14 protein-coding genes are annotated in these 17,132 nt (G+C 60.8%); 8 read left to right on the top strand and 6 right to left on the bottom strand.

The genetic code is table 11. The features are described from left to right. Window positions 1-57 precede the first annotated feature (57 nt). The 4 genes from GJU83_RS09555 to hrpB all read left to right on the top strand — a co-directional run bounded on the left by GJU83_RS09555 (window position 58) and on the right by hrpB (window position 5,357). Entirely contained in the window at window positions 58-1,119 is a 1,062-nt protein-coding gene (locus tag GJU83_RS09555) for a COX15/CtaA family protein (RefSeq protein ID WP_153634430.1), read from the top strand. After that, entirely contained in the window at window positions 1,116-2,036 is a 921-nt protein-coding gene (gene cyoE / locus GJU83_RS09560; RefSeq protein ID WP_069182472.1) for a heme o synthase, read from the top strand. Before GJU83_RS09555 ends, cyoE begins: the two co-directional genes overlap by 4 nt. 148 nt (window positions 2,037-2,184) lie before the next feature. Next, a complete protein-coding gene (locus GJU83_RS09565; protein WP_153634175.1) occupies window positions 2,185-2,856 on the top strand; it encodes an SCO family protein in 672 nt (223 codons plus the stop codon). A 20-nt stretch (window positions 2,857-2,876) separates the two neighbouring features. Beyond that, complete coding sequence (gene hrpB, locus GJU83_RS09570) at window positions 2,877-5,357, top strand: ATP-dependent helicase HrpB (protein ID WP_153634176.1); 2,481 nt, start codon at window positions 2,877-2,879, stop codon at window positions 5,355-5,357. Here hrpB and GJU83_RS09575 read toward each other — a convergent pair. Then, entirely contained in the window at window positions 5,335-6,165 is an 831-nt protein-coding gene (locus tag GJU83_RS09575) for an eIF2B alpha/beta/delta subunit family protein (protein ID WP_153634177.1), read from the bottom strand. The genes hrpB and GJU83_RS09575 overlap by 23 nt on opposite strands. Window positions 6,166-6,307: 142 nt before the next feature. Between GJU83_RS09575 and GJU83_RS09580 the strand changes: the two genes are divergently transcribed. Both GJU83_RS09580 and GJU83_RS09585 read left to right on the top strand, forming a co-directional pair. Continuing rightward, window positions 6,308-7,126 carry an ATP-grasp domain-containing protein gene (locus tag GJU83_RS09580; RefSeq protein WP_153634178.1) on the top strand — a complete coding sequence of 273 codons (819 nt, stop codon included), beginning with the start codon at window positions 6,308-6,310 and terminating at the stop codon, window positions 7,124-7,126. Window positions 7,127-7,306: 180 nt separating this feature from the next. Then, entirely contained in the window at window positions 7,307-8,482 is a 1,176-nt protein-coding gene (locus GJU83_RS09585) for a type III PLP-dependent enzyme (protein ID WP_069182477.1), read from the top strand. Window positions 8,483-8,652: 170 nt separating this feature from the next. On the opposite strand, the gene GJU83_RS09590 is transcribed toward GJU83_RS09585, so the two are convergent. From GJU83_RS09590 to GJU83_RS09605, 4 genes are read right to left on the bottom strand one after another with little or no spacing between them, the layout of a single operon-like run. Further along, window positions 8,653-9,855, bottom strand: coding sequence for an MFS transporter (locus GJU83_RS09590; RefSeq protein ID WP_136630970.1), 1,203 nt, complete (start codon window positions 9,853-9,855; stop codon window positions 8,653-8,655). Between the two features lie 12 nt (window positions 9,856-9,867). After that, window positions 9,868-10,263: an ectoine synthase gene (locus tag GJU83_RS09595; RefSeq protein ID WP_069182478.1), complete on the bottom strand. Its 396-nt coding sequence runs from the start codon at window positions 10,261-10,263 to the stop codon at window positions 9,868-9,870. Between the two features lie 50 nt (window positions 10,264-10,313). After that, entirely contained in the window at window positions 10,314-11,744 is a 1,431-nt protein-coding gene (locus GJU83_RS09600; protein WP_153634179.1) for a GTPase/DUF3482 domain-containing protein, read from the bottom strand. Continuing rightward, window positions 11,741-13,150 (bottom strand): DUF2868 domain-containing protein, encoded by a 1,410-nt coding sequence (locus tag GJU83_RS09605; RefSeq protein ID WP_153634180.1) that lies wholly within the window; start codon window positions 13,148-13,150, stop codon window positions 11,741-11,743. Before GJU83_RS09605 ends, GJU83_RS09600 begins: the two co-directional genes overlap by 4 nt. Before the next feature lie 97 nt (window positions 13,151-13,247). On the opposite strand from GJU83_RS09605, the gene GJU83_RS09610 reads away from it, so the two are divergent. Further along, complete coding sequence (locus GJU83_RS09610; RefSeq protein ID WP_153634181.1) at window positions 13,248-13,610, top strand: DUF6164 family protein; 363 nt, start codon at window positions 13,248-13,250, stop codon at window positions 13,608-13,610. A gap of 11 nt (window positions 13,611-13,621) precedes the next feature. Here the strand turns inward: GJU83_RS09610 and GJU83_RS09615 are convergent, their stop codons facing one another. Further along, the gene (locus GJU83_RS09615; RefSeq protein WP_228715164.1) at window positions 13,622-14,545 is read right to left on the bottom strand and encodes an alpha/beta hydrolase; all 924 of its coding nucleotides are present in this window, start codon (window positions 14,543-14,545) and stop codon (window positions 13,622-13,624) included. A 351-nt stretch (window positions 14,546-14,896) separates the two neighbouring features. Here GJU83_RS09615 and GJU83_RS09620 point away from each other — a divergent pair, with 351 nt between their 5' ends. Next, the gene (locus GJU83_RS09620; protein WP_167516392.1) at window positions 14,897-17,002 is read left to right on the top strand and encodes a 3-hydroxybutyrate oligomer hydrolase family protein; all 2,106 of its coding nucleotides are present in this window, start codon (window positions 14,897-14,899) and stop codon (window positions 17,000-17,002) included. Window positions 17,003-17,132 lie beyond the last annotated feature (130 nt).

The following is a 17,132-nucleotide window of genomic DNA, read 5'->3' on the forward strand; positions in this document are numbered from 1 at the left end:
AGTGGGGATCCAGCCTTGAATCAGTCTCTTCAATCATCCTCCCAAGCCGCCCGGAAGATGGCCAAGTGGGCCACGTTCGCCGTTCTGCTGGCGGTTGTCGTCATCATGCTGGGTGCCTGGACCCGTCTGGTGCATGCCGGGCTCGGCTGTCCGGACTGGCCCGGATGCTATGGCTTTCTGACGGTACCCCAGAGCGAATCCAGCATTGCTATCGCCAATGCCCGTTTCCCGGATACGCCGGTGGACGTGGAAAAGGGCTGGCCGGAAATGATCCATCGCTATGCCGCCGGGACTCTCGGTCTGGTGGTCTTCGGGCTGGCGGCCTATGCCGTTCGCCGCCGTCGCGACGGTGTTCCTGTGAAGCTGCCGCTGTTTATTGCCGGGTTTATCATCCTTCAGGGTGCCTTCGGCATGTGGACCGTTACCCTGAAACTCTGGCCCCAGGTGGTGGCGTTACACCTCCTCGGTGGCTTTACCACCCTGAGTTTGCTGACACTGCTTACCTTCCGGCTGCGACGGCAGGCCAGCCAGAAGCGGGACCAGGAGCCGCCGCCAAAGACTGCACTGGCCGGTTTCCGGCCCTGGCTGTATGGCGGGCTCCTCCTGGTGGTGATGCAGATTGCCCTGGGGGCCTGGACAGCCGCCAATTACGCCGCCGTTGCCTGTACCGACCTGCCTACCTGCCAGGGTCAGTGGTGGCCTGCGGGTATGGATTTCCGGCACGGCTTTGATGTCACCCAGCACGTGGGCCCCAACTATCTCGGGGGGCAGCTTACGGCGGACGGGCGAGTCGCCATCCATGTCACCCACAGGCTAGGCGCCATGGTGGTGCTGGTTTATTTCACGGCATTGCTGGCACTGATGGGGCGTCGACGCGGCGATTCGGGACTCGACAACGCCATCAAGCTGGTGGCGGTGGTATTGGCGGCCCAGATCCTGTTGGGGCTGGCCAACGTTATCTTCCATATTCCCCTGTCCATTGCCGTGGCCCATAACGCCATGGGCGCGGGACTTCTTTTGTCAGTGATTCACCTGATCTGGCAGCATCAACTGTTGCCAAAAACGCACACAGCCACAGCACCAAACACAACAACAATGACCCAGGAGGTTACGGCATGAGCGAGCAAGTGGAAGCACTGCCGGCCCAGGCAATTGCGAGCGACTCCAGAACAACCATTTCCTGGCGTGACTACCTGGAGCTGACCAAGCCCAGGGTGGTCGCGCTGATGATCCTCACCTCGGTGATCGGGATGCTGCTGGCGGCTCCGGGGGTGCCCGGTTGGGGCGTGTTGATATGGGGTAACCTGGGTATTGCCCTGCTGGCCGGCGCTGCCGCAGTAGTGAACCATGTGGTGGACCAGAAAATCGACACGGTGATGGCACGTACCCGCAAGCGGCCAGTGGCCACCGGCAAAATTGCGCCCATGGACGCGTTCCTTTTTGCGGCCATCTTGGCGTGTGTCGGTATGGCGGTACTGATGTGGCAGGTGAATCATCTCACCGCCTGGCTGACCCTCGCCTCCCTGGTGGGCTACGCCGGTGTCTATACCCTGTTCCTGAAGCGTGCTACGCCCCAGAACATCACCATAGGCGGTCTGGCCGGTGCCATGCCCCCGCTGCTGGGTTGGACCGCCGTGACCGGCCAGGTTGAGGGCCATGCCCTGTTGCTGGTGCTGATCATTTTTGCCTGGACGCCTCCGCATTTCTGGGCACTGGCCATCCACCGCAAGGAAGAATACGCGAAGGCGGGTATTCCGATGCTGCCGGTCACCCACGGCAACAAGTTCACCGAGCTTCACATTCTGCTCTACACGCTGATGTTGCTGGCGGTCAGCCTGCTACCTTTTGTCACAGGCATGTCCGGCGGCATTTACCTGATGGGCGCCCTGGCCCTTGGCCTGCGCTTCCTGCAGTACGCAGTGCGGCTGTTGAAGGGTGATGACCGGCGGGTAGCCCTGAATACCTTCAAGTATTCCATCACTTACCTCATGGCGCTGTTTGTGGTATTGCTTGTGGATCATTTTGTATTCTTCTGAGTCAGACATTGTGCTGACGCAGGCGGGGATGGCTTTCCGAAACACGCTGTAAATACGTCCGTGTATTCTCGGCTCCGCCATCCATGGCTCCGCACGGTTTCGGAAAGCCATCCCCGCCTGCTTATCTGATCAACGACGTGGACCACGCATGAAAAGCTCCAGCTCTATTCGCCTTACCCTGTTCTTCCTTCTGCTAATCGTTGTTCTGATCTTTGGACTGGTTGTGGGTCGGCAGGTATTTCTGGTGGGTAACCAGGAACCGATTCCGGCGCCGGAGCTGACCGATTTCAATACCTATGTCTATGATCAGCCTAGGCAATTGGCAGAGTTCACGCTGACGGATGAGAACGGTGAAACGGTCACCCGGGAAAGCCTGAGGGGTCGATGGACCTTTGCCTTCGTCGGCTACACCAATTGCCCGGATATCTGCCCGGCGGCCATGGCCAATCTGCGCCAGACCGACAAGCTGCTTTCGAAGGAGCTGCCCCAGCCCGATTACCTACTGGTTAGCGCCGATCCCGAGCATGACACTCCGGAAAAACTCAAAGCCTACACCGGTTTCTTCGGTGAGAACTTCCACGGCCTGACCGGCGATCTCGACACCCTCCGGACATTGGCCAAAAGCCTGAGCGCTGTGTTCGTGCACCGGGAGGTGGACGGCGAGCTGCTGGTGGATCACAGCGGCCACTTCGCCCTGCTGAATCCTGATGGCGAACTGGCTGCGGTGATCCAGCCACCCCATAATCCGCACAACCTGGCCGAGGCCTTCGAGCGGATCTACCAGTGGGCGAAAGCCAATCGCGACCGGGTAAGCTCCTGACGCCATAGAACCCGGAACCGATGCTCCCGATTGATGCCATTCTCCCAGAGTTACAAGCAGCTCTGGAGCAAACCAGTACCGTGCTCCTGCAGGCCCCACCGGGCGCCGGCAAAACCACCCGTGTTCCCCTCGCGCTCCTCGATGCGTCCTGGCGTGGCGATGGCAGGATCCTCATGCTCGAGCCCCGTCGCCTGGCGGCGCGGTCTGCGGCCCGATTCATGGCCAGGCAACTCAGTGAAAAGCCAGGCCAGACGGTTGGCTATCGCACACGGCTGGATACACAGGTTTCTCCCGCGACCCGCATTGAAGTGGTGACCGAGGGCATCCTGACCCGGCTGATCCAGGCCGACCCGATGCTGGAGGACTACGCGGCGGTCATCTTCGACGAGTTCCACGAGCGCTCGCTTCAGGCGGATCTTGGCCTTGCCCTGGTGCGGGAATCGCAGCAGGCGTTGCGGGAGGATCTGCGGCTGCTGGTGATGTCCGCGACCCTGGATACCGCACCCATCGCAAGGGTGCTGGGCGACGTGCCCGTTATTACCAGTGAGGGGCGCGCGTTTCCGGTGGAGGTCCATTACCGGCCGATGTCTCGCAACAGCCGCCCGGTGGACCAGGTTACGTCGGTGGTTCAGGAGGCCTTGAGGGATCAAACCGGCTCCCTGCTGGTGTTCCTGCCCGGTGCCGGAGAGATTCGCCGGGTCGAGCAGCAGCTGATTGGCAACCTGCCAGCCCGTGTGATGGTTGCACCGCTCTACGGCAACCTGAAATCGGAGCAGCAGGATCAGGCCATCTCTCCCGCGCCCGTGGGCCAACGAAAGGTGGTGCTGGCCACGGCCATCGCCGAAACCAGTCTGACGATTGAAGGCGTCCGGGTTGTGATCGACAGCGGCCAGCAGCGCCGGGCGGTGTTTGATCCCAACAGCGGCATGACGCGACTGGTGACCGGTCGGGTGTCGAAAGCGTCGGCGGAGCAGCGCAAGGGCCGGGCCGGTCGGGTCGAACCGGGGGTCTGTTATCGCTTGTGGAGCGAATCGGAACAGTTCGGTCTGGCCGACTACACGCCCCCGGAAATCCTGGAGGCCGATCTGGCGCCTCTTGTTCTGGAGCTGGCCCAATGGGGTGCCCGGGAGGCCGCGTCCGTTGCCTGGATCGATCAGCCACCGGCCGCTCACTGGCAACAGGCGGTGACACTGCTGCAATGGTTGGACTTGCTCGAACCCAATGGGGCCATTACGGATCATGGCAAGGCGGCCCGGGAACTGGGGGCTCACCCGCGCCTCGCACATATGGTGTTGAAAGGTCGGGTAATCGGGCTTGGAGGGCCTGCTGCTGCACTGGCTGCCCTGCTGGAAGAGCGGGATCTTCTGGGCTCTGGTGCCGGGGCAGACATGCACGAGCGGATTCGTGTTTTCTATGGGGAGCGACGTGATCGCACGCTGGATGCTGCTCGCCTGAAGGCCGTGCGCCAGTCGGCCAGGCGTCTTGCCGGGCCTGCTGCGACGGATGCGCCCATGCCGTCCGAGACGGAGGTAGGGCGGTTGCTGGCCCTGGCCTATCCGGATCGTATCGCGCGACGACGCCCTGGCAAGGCGCCCAGGTATCAACTCAGCAATGGCAAAGGCGCCGCACTGAGAGAGGATGATCCCCTGGCGCGGCACGAGTGGCTGGTGGCTGCGGAGCTGGATGGCAGGGCCCGGGAAGCCACCATTTACCTTGCGGCGCCGGTGGATATCCCGGATCTGGAGTCGGATCTGGCTGACCATATCCACGACTCCGATGAGGCACTGTGGGACGAGGGGCAGGGCAAGATTATCGCCAGAGAGGTCCGTAAGCTGGGCGAACTGGTGCTGCAGGAAAAACCCATTGCGCAGGTGGACCCGGAACTGGTTCAGCAGGGCCTGATCAATGCCATCCGGAAAAAGGGCCTGGCAAGCCTGCCCTGGACTGACGATGGCCTTCAGTGGCGGGCCCGTGTGCGGTTGCTCGCCGGGTCTTTCCCGGATGATGGCTGGCCGGACACAAGCGATGCGGCCTTGCTGGAAAATCTGGAGCACTGGCTTGGACCGTTTCTGGCCGGCATGAACCGGTGGTCTGATCTGGCCCGGATCGACCTGCTGCAGGCCCTGAACAGTTTGCTTGATTATCCGGCCCAGCAGCAGCTTCAGGCCCTGGCGCCGACGCACCTGACCATCCCGACGGGACAGCGGGTGCGCCTGGACTATACCGCCGACAATGGTCCGGTTCTGGCGGCCAAGCTGCAGGCCCTTTTCGGCTGGACGGAGACTCCGACCGTGGCAGGCGGGCGGAAACCGGTGGTGATCCATCTGCTGTCACCGGCCCAGCGCCCCCTTGCGGTCACCGCGGATCTGGCCAGTTTCTGGTGCAACACCTATCCCGAGGTGCGCAAGGACATGCGTGGACGGTACCCCAAGCATCCCTGGCCGGAAGATCCCCTTACCGCCGAGGCCCAGCAGGGTACTAAAAAACGCCCTGCTCGCTGATCCGATGGCTGACCAAGGCGTGTGGCACCCGCTCAAAATAGACGTTCCGGTGAGTTATCCACTCCCCTTCAGGTGCGTTGAGCTCGTCGGCTGGCATTTCCTCAAGCTCGACCAAACCGGGATTCGCGTCGCTATTGCGGAAGCTGTCCGCGAGAACCCAGAAAGATTTGCCGGCAGCCCGTGCTGCCAGGGCCAGCAGGTAGGTTCCGCTTTTGTTGATAAAACAGCCATCGTCCAGCCAGGTATCACACCCGGTGATCACCACATCGGCTTCCGGGACAAAGAGGCCCATCTGCGCATCCGTAATCAGCGTGACAGGCACTGAGAGTTCATCCAGGGCACGTGCCAGGGAGTGACCCTCAAACCCCGGACTGCTCTGGGTACAGATAACGGAAAAGCTCTGCTGGTTCTCGGCCATGCTCCGGAACAGGGCCAGGACGACTGAGCTGGCACTGTGGGTCATGATCACGGGGGTTGTCGGCAAATGCTCACGGGCGTGCCGGGCAATGGTGGTGGTGGCGTCCTGTAACTGATCGCGCGTATCGAGGATGGCCGCTCGCGCGGCGTGTGGATCGCTGCTCAATCGCTGTTCGATCATGGCCAGCGCATTGTCGATCACGATCATGCTAGGTCGGGCCGTCCTCAGTTCCGCTAGCAGACGGGAAAGGATCTCGACGTCCGGCGCAACCTCGTCCAGGTAGGACAAAAGTTCGTTGAGGGTATTCAGCGCCAACTGGGTCGCGCCGGACTGAACGTCTGCTCGTAGCCCGGTCAGGATGGACTGTGCTCTGGAATCAAGTCCCTGCATTCTGTCTGTCCCTTCACCTTGCATGATTCAAGGGTAGCACCAGTAAGGCTTTTTCCTGATGCCCCGCCGGGAAAATACCGCTTGCCTGAAGTGTATCCCTGTATAAAATACGCGCAATTCAATCCTTGAGTGCGCAGTATCCATGCACCTTGTTTCCTTCGATATTTTCCGGACCCTGGGCTTTCCCAACACCACCGTTCTGAAGCCGGACCAGTTTCTGCGCCATAAAGAATTGTTGCGGGAGGCTGATTGGGTCCTGTTCCCCGAATACTGGCAGCTGAACGCCCTGGTTCATGGACTCAAATGCCGGGTATTTCCGAGTGTTGCAAGCTACCGCATCGGCCATGACAAGGTCGAGATGACCCGGGCGTTTCAGGCGGTGGCCCCGGAGCACACACCCTGGACGATGGTCGAGGCGAATGGCCCGTTGGAACGGGACATGATCTGGGACACCATGTCCCATCCGTTCGTGGCGAAGCTGCCGAAGGCCAGTATGGGCGAGGGGGTTTGGCTGATCGAAACCCGTGAGGATTGGCGGCGCTATTGCGAGTGCACTGATGTTCTGTATGCCCAGGAATACCTGCCTCTCGACCGCGATGCCCGTGTTGTGGTGGTTGGTGATCGGGTGCTGACGGCCTATTGGCGAACTCAGGCTGATCAGGGCTTCTACAATAACGTCGCTCGCGGCGGCCGCATCGATACGAGTCCGGTACCCGAGGTAATGACCGATCTGGCGTTAAGACTTGCCCGGGAATTGGGTGTTGATCACGCCGGTTTTGATATTGCCCTGGTGGAAGGCTATCCCTACGTGCTGGAATTCAACCGGCTTTTTGGCAATCAGGGTCTCGGTCAGGGTACCGAATTGCAGGAGGCGATACTGGGCTATCTTAGGAAGCAGACTGCGCCGGAAGACCCGGATGGGCCCACAGAGCCGACGCCACTCTGGCCAGTGGCCGTCTGAGGGTTTTCCCGCGAGATTTCATGCCATTGGCGGTGCTGACGTCGTTCATTACTTATGGGTAGATATGCTCATATCCGGGCCTGAAAAAAAGCCCGATGATCGCGCCATCTTATGGGTGCTGCAGCCTTGCTGTGGCGCCTTTTTTTATGTCTGTTTGCCCTGTGGAGGGACACACCACCCATGACCGAAGCCGCTAACGCTAACATCGCCGATTACTACGAAGCTGAGACTTTCAAGCGCATCAAGGACTTTGCCGACGGCAAGGAAACCCCGTTTGTGGTGATTGATACCGCAACGATTGATCGTCAGTACGACGAGCTCATCGAGGGTTTTCCCTACGCCAAGGTCTACTACGCGGTGAAAGCCAATCCGGCGCCGCAGATACTGACCATGCTGCGTGATAAAGGTGCCTGTTTCGATATCGCATCGGTGTATGAGCTGGACAAGGTGATGGCCCTGGGCGTGACCGGTGAGCGGATCAGCTACGGCAATACCATCAAGAAGGCGAAGGACATTCGCACCTTCTACGAGAAGGGTGTTCGGATGTTCGCCACAGACTCGGAAGCAGACCTTCGCAACATCGCTAAGGCGGCCCCCGGCTCGAAGGTGTACGTGCGCATCCTGACCGAAGGCACCCTGACCGCCGACTGGCCGCTGTCCCGCAAGTTCGGCTGCCAGACTGACATGGCCATGGATCTGTTGATCCTGGCCCGTGACCTGGGCCTGGTACCTTACGGTGTGTCGTTCCACGTGGGTTCCCAGCAGCGGGAAATCGGCGCCTGGGACGCGGCCCTGAACAAGGTGAAGGTGATTTTCGAGCGCCTGAAGGAAGAGGACGGCATCGAGCTGAAGATGATCAACATGGGTGGCGGTTTCCCGGCCAATTACATCACCCGCACCAACGAGCTGAAGGTGTACGCGGAGGAGATTGCCCGGTTCCTGCACGAGGATTTTGGCGCGGAGCTGCCGGAGATCATCATCGAGCCGGGCCGTTCACTGATTTCCAATGCCGGTGTGCTGGTGAGTGAGGTGGTGCTGATTTCCCGGAAATCCCGCACTGCCCTGCACCGCTGGGTGTTTACCGATGTGGGCAAGTTTTCAGGCCTGATCGAGACGCTGGATGAGGCGATCAAGTTTCCGATCTGGACCGAGAAGGTGGGCGAAGGCGAGGACTGTGTGATTGCCGGGCCGACGTGTGACAGTGCCGATATCATGTACGAGCACCACAAGTATCCGTTGCCGTTGAATCTGGCGATTGGGGATCGGATGTATTGGTTGTCTACCGGTGCTTATACCACGACGTATAGCGCCATTGAGTTTAATGGGTTTCCTCCGTTGAAGGACTATTACATCTGACCATGTATTAGTTCGGAGTCTGGCCGCGGGGCGGGGGTGTCCTTTCCTCTGGGAAAAACAACTCGCTTTGCTCAGACATTTTTTCCCGGCGGAAAGGACACCCCCGCCCCACGGCCGTTCCGGCTGGATACGGGGAGTCCGCGAAGGGAAAATTGGTATTCAGAGAAGGATCAGCTTTCGGGCTGGTCCTTTTTTCGTTCCAGATTCAGGGTAAAGGCTAGGGGCAATACCAGCAGGCCGTAGGTGATCATCAGCATCAGGGCGTGGCGGGCATCGCCTGTCCAGTCGGCGACGACACCGCCAAGCATGGGCACGCAAAAAGCGACGGTGTAACCGACCAGAAAGGTGCCGGCGGAGAGGCGGCCAGTTTCGGCGGCGGAGACCACCAGCGGAGGTATCGCGACAAGCAGGATCAGGAGCATGCCGGCGACCAAGCTCATGAGGGTGGCACTGACGATGGACCACCAGCCGTTGAGCATGACCGCGCCAATGGCGCCGAGCAGGCTGATGCTGGCCAGTGTGGCGATGACGCCACGACGGCCGACCCAGTAGCGCGCCATTTTCAGCATGATCAGGGAAGCGAAGACCTGAGCAAGGTTGTACCAGAACAGGGCGTCCGGCAGTTTGTCGAACTGGCCCTGATGCTGCAGAAGGTTGCCCATGTACGCGTTGAGGCCAAAAAACAATGAGCCGGAGAGGCCGAGCAGAAGACCGATTCTCAGGGTCAAGGGGTTATGCCAGTCCGGTAGCCAGGCCACTTTTCGCACCGGTTTGGCCCGGTCCCGTTTGGGTAGGAACAGGGCCGCAGCAATCAGCAGCCCCGGGAGTGACCAGGCCAATAGGGTGGCGCGCCAGCTGTTATCCAGCAGGGGCATGAGCACAGGCAGCGTGATGCCGGCACCGATGAACTCCCCCATCAGCATGCCGTTCATGTAGATCGCCGAGCCTAACGCGAGGTGGTGGGGTTCCAGCCATCGGGGCAGCAGTGCCGGCAGTGACGGTTGCATCATGGAGACGCCGATACCCATGACTGCACTGGCAATCATCAGGGTCAGGGTGTCGGGCATCAGGCCGCGCCCGGCGGAGCCGATCACCATGATCACCATGGCCAGAGCCAGGGTATTGCGGGGGCCAATCCGGGCAATGGCCAGTGAGCCGGGCATGGAGCCTATGGCCAGCATCAGGATGGGCAGGGTGGTCAGGGCGCCGGTGAGGGCCTGGGTTAATGCCAGTTCATCACCAATGAACGGCGCCAGGGGCGGTGCAACCAGTACGGGTATGCGCAGGTAAACTCCGGCCAGCCAAAGCAACACCGCCACCGGCAGCAGCCTGGCTGGCGGTGGCGGTGTGGTCGCGGCCTGGGGTTCAGCCACGCTCAAAACGAATCAGTCTTCGCCGGTATCTGGCAGGTAGGCGCCGTCTTCGTCGTGGACTTCACGGCCGGTTACCGGCGGGTTGAAGGCACAGATCAGGCGCATGTCCTCGGTGCCACCGTACAGGGTGTGCTGGTCATGCTTGTCGAGTGCGTAGAGCGTGCCGTCGGTGATCTCGTGAGTTTCACCAGTGGCTTTGTCCAGAATTTTGCCGTTACCGGCGACGCAGTAGACCGCTTCCAGGTGGTGTTTGTACCAGAGGTTCAGTTCGGCGCCTGCCGGGATAATGGTCTCGTGGAAGGAGAAGCCCATGCCGTCTTTCTTGAGCAGCATGCGGCGACTGGTCCAGCCGGGGCCGTGTACTTCGCGCTCGGTACCGATGATGTCTTGCACTCGTACGATTTTCATTCGCATTCCTCATTTTGTGATGGAATAGCCTTTAAGTATAAACATCGTTTTCAGTTGCGGTTCAACCGCCAATCGTCGTAAACAGCCATGGCCTGTTCGATCGAGTTGGCGAATTTTTCCCGCTGATGTTCATCCAGAGGGCGCCGTTTCCGGCTTTTATCGAAGGCTTTCTGAATCTGTTGCCGGCTCGATTTTTCCAGGCGTTCGAGCCAGTGATGGTCTGCCGGCTCGAGGTCCAACAGGTCGCGGCCAGCGTGATTGCGGTGGGAGATGTGCCACCAGTGATCCACTGCCCTTCCTAATACAACATAGCCGAACTGACTGTCCTGTACAGGGCCAAAGGTAGCTGTTTTCAAACCGTCCCGAAGTACCCCGATGTTCAGCGCCGGCAGGGCCAGCCGATCACCGTAGAAATAACTCCCGGCGGCACCGATGAGTCCGCCTACCAGAGCGCCGGTTCCGAGGGAGGAGCCGAAGGTCAGTGCGTCGATCCCGGCACCGCTGACGGCACCGGCGCCGAAGCCGGCGGTGGCCAGGTAGCGTTTGCTGACGGCCCAGGCTTTGCGGCTGTCTTCCGAGAACAGGTCGTGCTCACTGTGCCATTCCAGTTCGGCTTCCTGACGGCGGATGCGCTGGTGCTGATACAGGTGTTCGATATCCACACGCAGCGTCTGCTCCCGCTTCCGCTGATGGCGGTACCAGTTCCGGCGCAGCTGGTCTGCCAGTGAATCGTCACTGGTCCCGGCCGCCTGGCCAGCGGTCAGGGTGCGTTTTTCCTGGAACGACATCATGTCCTCGAGTGCCCTGGCGATCAGTGCAGCGGCTTGTTGGCGGCGCTGTTGGCGCTGGGCAGACAGAAAATGCGTGGCCTGCTCCAGAGGCGCTTCCCAGTCTGGCTCCAGTTGTCCGAATGCGCGTAAAAGGCCGAGATGTTGCTCGAAAGGAGCGCGAACGGCGTCGAAGCGGCGAACAACCTGGAAGAATTGGCCCAGTGCTGACTGCCAGGTGTCACTGTAATCGTCGGCTCCGATGCTGTTGATCAATGCCAGGCTGGGCCGGCCGGTCCAGCGCAGGATGGTCATTTCCGCCTCGTGTTCGGCGCTGTAAGGTACCGAGCCGTCCACCACGTAAATGATTCCGGCGCCCTCGATCAGGGGCGTCAGAAGCTCGCATTCATCGGTGAAACGGCCATCCCCCTGATGTTGAGTGACAAAGGCTTTGACCGTGTCGGCGTGGTCTGACGCGGAGACACTGTGGGCTTCCAGCCACTCCAGTACCCGCCGCGGGCGCTGGAAACCGGGGGTGTCTACCAGGGTGTAAAGGATTTGCCCATCCACTTTCAGGGGGTAGGCCTGGCGCTTGCGGGTGGTGCCGGGCTCCAGGGCAATGGCGATGGCATCATTCTGGGACAGGGTGGCAACCACGCTGGATTTGCCTTTGTTCGGGTGCCCAACGACGGCAAACGTAGGTGCCTTTGTCATAAATGCTCCCCGAGTGCTGAATAGGGATCTCGCATCTGGAGGGGCGGTAGCGACACCTGAACGAAATCGCTGCCAACCCGTTCGGCAAATCGGAGCCAGGGCTGTATCTGATGGGCATCAGGCTCCTGGCTGCTATCCGGGGCCAGGGGTACCAGAGCGACCCTGGATCCGTCGGGCCAGATGCCGCGGGCACTCTCCAGAAAGTCCGCCAGTTCACCCGTGGGGGGCTGCCAGCTGCGCACCAGCAGGATAACGGGTTTTGGGCGCGCTCTCAGATGCACAGCGATCGACTGCATGGCCTGATCATCGTCCGAGAGGCTCGCGGTGCCGCCGGCATGAAGTACAAACTGTTTGCCTGAACGAAGCCCCTCTGGCAATTCCGGCTCGCCGGCGCCAGCCCAGCAAAGCAGGATGTCGCTGTCCGGCAGTGGCAGGCAATCGCTTCGAGCGTTCGTATCCGGCAGGTCGTCGGCATCATGGTGGCTGTTTCCGGTGTCCAGGGCAGGCGTTTCCAGACGGTACATTAGGGCATGCATGGCCGGGTGACTGGCGAGCAGCCGACGGGCCTTTTGTCGGGTCTGGGTGAGGGCGAATCCCCAGAGAAGCAAACGTGGTAGCAGAATCCAGGTTGTCCAGAGCATGGTGACAAAGGGCCACCACTGGCCCCAGAGGGCCGGGTCCGGATTTGTCGCAGGTTCTCCGGCCCGGAAGAAACGCGTTGCCTCGACCAGGCTGAGATCCGGGGCGGCCGCCGGCCAGAGCCAGGCCCAGGGCGTTGCGACCGCGCTCACCAGTTCGTGGTAGCTCGCCGCAGCGGTATCCAGGGTCGTGCTCCAGCCAAAGGCAAGATCCTGGACCACCACCATGGCCAGCAGGGTGATCAGCCCGGCACTGGCGAACGCGATGCCGCCCAGGTGAGCGGCCCTGGCCATCAGCAGTGGCTGGAGTCTGTTGAATTCCCCATGGCCAGGGTTGACCCCGAAACGCTGTAACAGCCAACGCCAGGGCTGCCATCCGGCCAGGGACTGCACGGTGGTAAACAGGGCAAGGACCAGATGCAGTAAAACGAAGGCCAGAAACACCGTGATGTTGATGCGCTGGCCGCCGTCGTAGAACAGCAGTCCGGCCATGGTCAGTGCGCCGGCGATCAGCCCCACGGCCGCAAAACCTGTGGCAATCCGGCGCCAGGACCGCAGAATCGGGTCGGCGGATGTCTGGGTTGTTCCGGGTCCACTGAGCCGGTTCAGGTGGGCCAGCCAACGGGCAGCGTCCGGGGCCACGCCCTGCTCTTCGCACATCAGTGCGAACTTGCGGTCGCGGCGATGCAGGAAGGTGGGGGGCTGTGATCTGTCCCGTTGCGCCTGGTTTTCAAACTCCAGCAGTAATCGAAGGGAGCTGTCGGTCATTCAGAGTTCCGGTGTCGAATTCGGGCAGTCGGGCCCGGTCGGGCTTTAGTGCTAGGATATAGGGATACCCGCACCCGATACCAGACAACGAGAGTCCATGCCCCACCATCTGATGAACCTGCGCCATGTACCCGATGACGAGGCCGATGAAATCCGGGCTCTGTTCGATGCCCACGAGGTGGCCTACTACGAGACACCACCCAGCCGCTGGGGCATCAGCATGGGCGGTTTCTGGGTTCATGATGACGATGAGGCAGCAAGGGCCCGGGCACTGCTGGATGAGTATCAGCGGCAACGCTACGAAACCCAGCGGCAGGCCTACGAGGAGCACCTGGCCCGGGGCGAATCCGGCGATTTTTGGTTCATGCTCAGGCAGCGGCCAGTCCGGACCCTCGCCGCCTGCATTGCCATCCTGGTGATCATGGGCCTGAGTTTGCTTCCGTTCATCCGGATCGGGTAGCGGACAGGGTCTTAGCCCTCTTGCTGGCGGGCTTGCGGACCAACGAGGAACCCGATCGCTGCGTCCACCGCTTCGCCTGCGGTCAAAAAGCTGGTGACGTGCCCCCGCAGGTGCATTTCATACAGTTCGCTGTAAACCTGATGATCCTCAAGCGCTTCCTGAAATCGCTTTGCCTGGTCGAATGGCACCAGCATATCCATGGCACCGTGAAACAGGAAAAAAGGCGGTGAGTCGGCGGTCACATGGCTGATTGGTGATGCTTTGCGATAGATTTCCGGTATGTCCTGCTGCTCGCCACCCAGGAATTGCCGGATCAGCTTGCCCGAACCAAAGGCCATCAGGTCGGAAGGCAGGCCCCCTGTGACGACCGCATGCAATCGGGTTTCCGGCCCGCCGTGGGGCTGGTTCAGGTCGCTGTCGGAGCTCGCCACCAGGGCAAGGAGCGCAATCAGATGGGCGCCGGAGGAAAAGCCAAAGCCGCTTACCCGACCTGCGTCCAGTTGATACTCGTCGGCGTGCCGGTTCAGCCACTGTCGGGCCAGTTGCAGATCATAGAGCTGGGCCGGGAAGGTGTGTGCCGGGGCAAACCGGTAGTCGATGTTCAGCACTGCAAAGCCGTGGCTGGCCACTTCCTCCGCGATCCAGGCCATGTCTTCCCGGGATCGGCGTTGCCAGCCACCACCGTGGACCATCAGAACAACGGGGTGGCGGGCCTCTGAGGCCTGCCCGGTCGGGAGGTAGAGGTCGGCGAACAGGGCTTCTGGCCAACCATCGGGAGAGAACCGCAAATCCTGTTCTACCCGGAAGGGTCCTTCATCCGGGAGGCTGGCGGTGGTTGACTCATTGTGATGGGTCGCGCAGCCTGCGAGGATCAGCAGACTCCCGATCAACCCGAATATCCCACCACGTCTCAGTCGTGTCTGGTAGACGGACAATGGCATCTCCTCTATAAAGCGCCTGAAAGCGTCTGTCTGATTTACGAAGCGGCAATGATGGTGGATGTTGGTCTGGCGACTGAGCCGACCCAGACCCCATTGTCCGACATTCCATACAGCGTCCGGTTTTCAGGACAATCTGCTCAGAGTGCGCTCTCACAGTCTTTCATGCTCATCGATTGGCAAGAGACTGTCCGGAAATCCGGAACAATTGTTCGAAGCACATCCGAAAGATGGATTAAAGGTATATAAATCAGAAGGATAGCTGATTGGCACAGGATCCGCATGGCGTTCCCGGGGCCTGGCTTGAGGCCTGGTCTGTTCGTTTACAACAACAAACAAGGAACGATCATGAAACGAATAATGCTCTGCGCCCTCATCGGCGCCACGGGGATGACCCTCACTGCCTGCAAGGATAACCCTCCCTTCAACAAGATCCCTGATTTTATCCAGGGCGACATAACCCAGACCAGTTATGACGGGATAAATGATGACCTGTTGACCGCCGGCCTCGGTGCCAGCGGTCTGGCCAGTACGCCCGCGCCGGCATTCGCGGATCCTCTGAACCCGACCGCAACGGAACTCCGCCGGTTGGCGATCTATAACAACTACCGCGCATTGGTGGATACCGCGCCCGGCGGAGGGTATGGCACCTTCTTTGGCCCCCAGGTGGGCGCCAGCGGTGAAGGACTCATTCCGGGCGACGAATTCATCGCCTACATGGCGGTTCCGGGTACCGACGTGCCGGTGACGGTCATGGCCCAGGTGCCTGATAGCTTTGATCCCGATCGTCCCTGCATGGTGACGGCGCCGTCGTCCGGCTCCCGTGGCATCTATGGCGCTATAGGTACGGCCGGCGAATGGGGACTGAAAAAGGGATGTGCCGTTGTCTACACCGATAAGGGTACCGGCACTGGCTCCCATAACCTGGCCACCAACACCGCCCAACGCATTGATGGCACGCTGACCTCTGCCGATGAGCCAGTGCAGTTCCGGGCTGATCTTACGGATGAGCAGCGCGCAGATTTCGACAGCGTCTGGCCGGACCGGTTTGCCTACAAGCACGCACACTCCAAAGCCAACCCGGAAGCCGATTGGGGGCTGCATGTGTTGCAGTCTATTGAATTCGGGTTTTACGTGCTGAACGAGAAGTTTGGTCGGGAACTGGGCAATGGCGAAACGCTGTTGACCATCAATCCCAAAAATACCGTGGTGATTGCCTCCAGCGTCTCCAATGGAGGTGGTTCTTCCGTTCGTGCGGCCGAGCAGGACACTCGCGGACTGATTGACGGCGTGGCGGTGTCCGAACCCAACGTGAATCCGGAAGTGGACCGCAGTTTCACTATTCGCCAGGGCGACGGCCCGGTCATTACAGAGCACAGCCGGAGCCTGCTGGATTACACCACGGCCCTTGCCGTTTATCAGGGCTGTGCCAATCAGGCGCCGGCGATCCGGGACGATGCGCCATTGAACGCCACCTTCAATCCCCCACAGATCGGCGAGAATATCTGTAACTCGCTTGCCAACAAGGGGCTGGTAAGCGGCGCCACCCTGGATGACCGGGCCACCGACGCCCTGCGTATCCTCAACGAAGAGTTCGGTATTCAGCCAGAGCAGAATCTGCTGGCGCCCGTGCACTTTGGCCTGGCGGTGGCTCCGAGTATTTCCATGACCTATGCCAATGCCTATGGCCGGGCCGGTGTCGAGGATCGGGTCTGTGACCTCAGCCTGGCGGCCACCGATTCCGCCGGAGCGGTGACCCAGCTGGCGCCCACTGCAGAGGCGGCCCTGTTTTCGGCCAGCAATGGCATTCCGCCGTCGGCCGGGGTGAACATCGTCTACGACGTTGCCGACGGCCAGCCCACCAATCTGCCTGCCAGTGCGTCTCCCAGCACGAACCAGTTGGACTACGGCCTGGATGCGCTGTTGTGTCTTCGTAGCCTTGCCCAGGGCAGCGACGCCATCAGCGGCGCTGATTTGCAGGGCTCCGACGCCGAGCTGGCAACGGACATTGCCGGCGGTATTGCCGAAGTTCGTGCCTCGGGCGATCTGCAGGGCAAGCCGACGGTTTTCGTGACCGGTCGCGCCGATGCGATTCTGCCAATTAACCACACGTCCAGACCCTATTTCGGCCTGAACCAGCGGGTAGAGGGGAAGAAAAGCAACCTTCGGTATTACGAAATCCTCAACGCCCATCACCTGGATGTGCTCAATGGTTTCCCGGGCGTTGCTGACCGTTATGTCCCGCTGCACCACTACTACTTCCAGGCGCTGGATCTGGTCTGGGCCAATCTGACCGAGAAGCAGGCGTTACCGCCAAGCCAGGTGGTTCGGACCGTGCCCCGGGGCAATATTACGACACCGCTGGCAGAGGCCAACCTGCCGGCGATCAATCCCGCGCCGGATCCCGCAGACCAGATTGTCTTTGAAGATGACCAGGTCCGGATTCCGGAATAAAGCAGCCAGTGGCCGGCCCGGTATCGGGCCGGCTTCGTTTGCCCCCGATCCGGGGGCCCCATATACTTCCGTGACTGCACCCGGCCTGCCGGGTGCCAGGGTTAATACCATGAATGACATTCGACCCGTT

This window comes from Marinobacter salsuginis (assembly GCF_009617755.1).
Classification (GTDB): Bacteria; Pseudomonadota; Gammaproteobacteria; order Pseudomonadales; family Oleiphilaceae; genus Marinobacter; species Marinobacter salsuginis.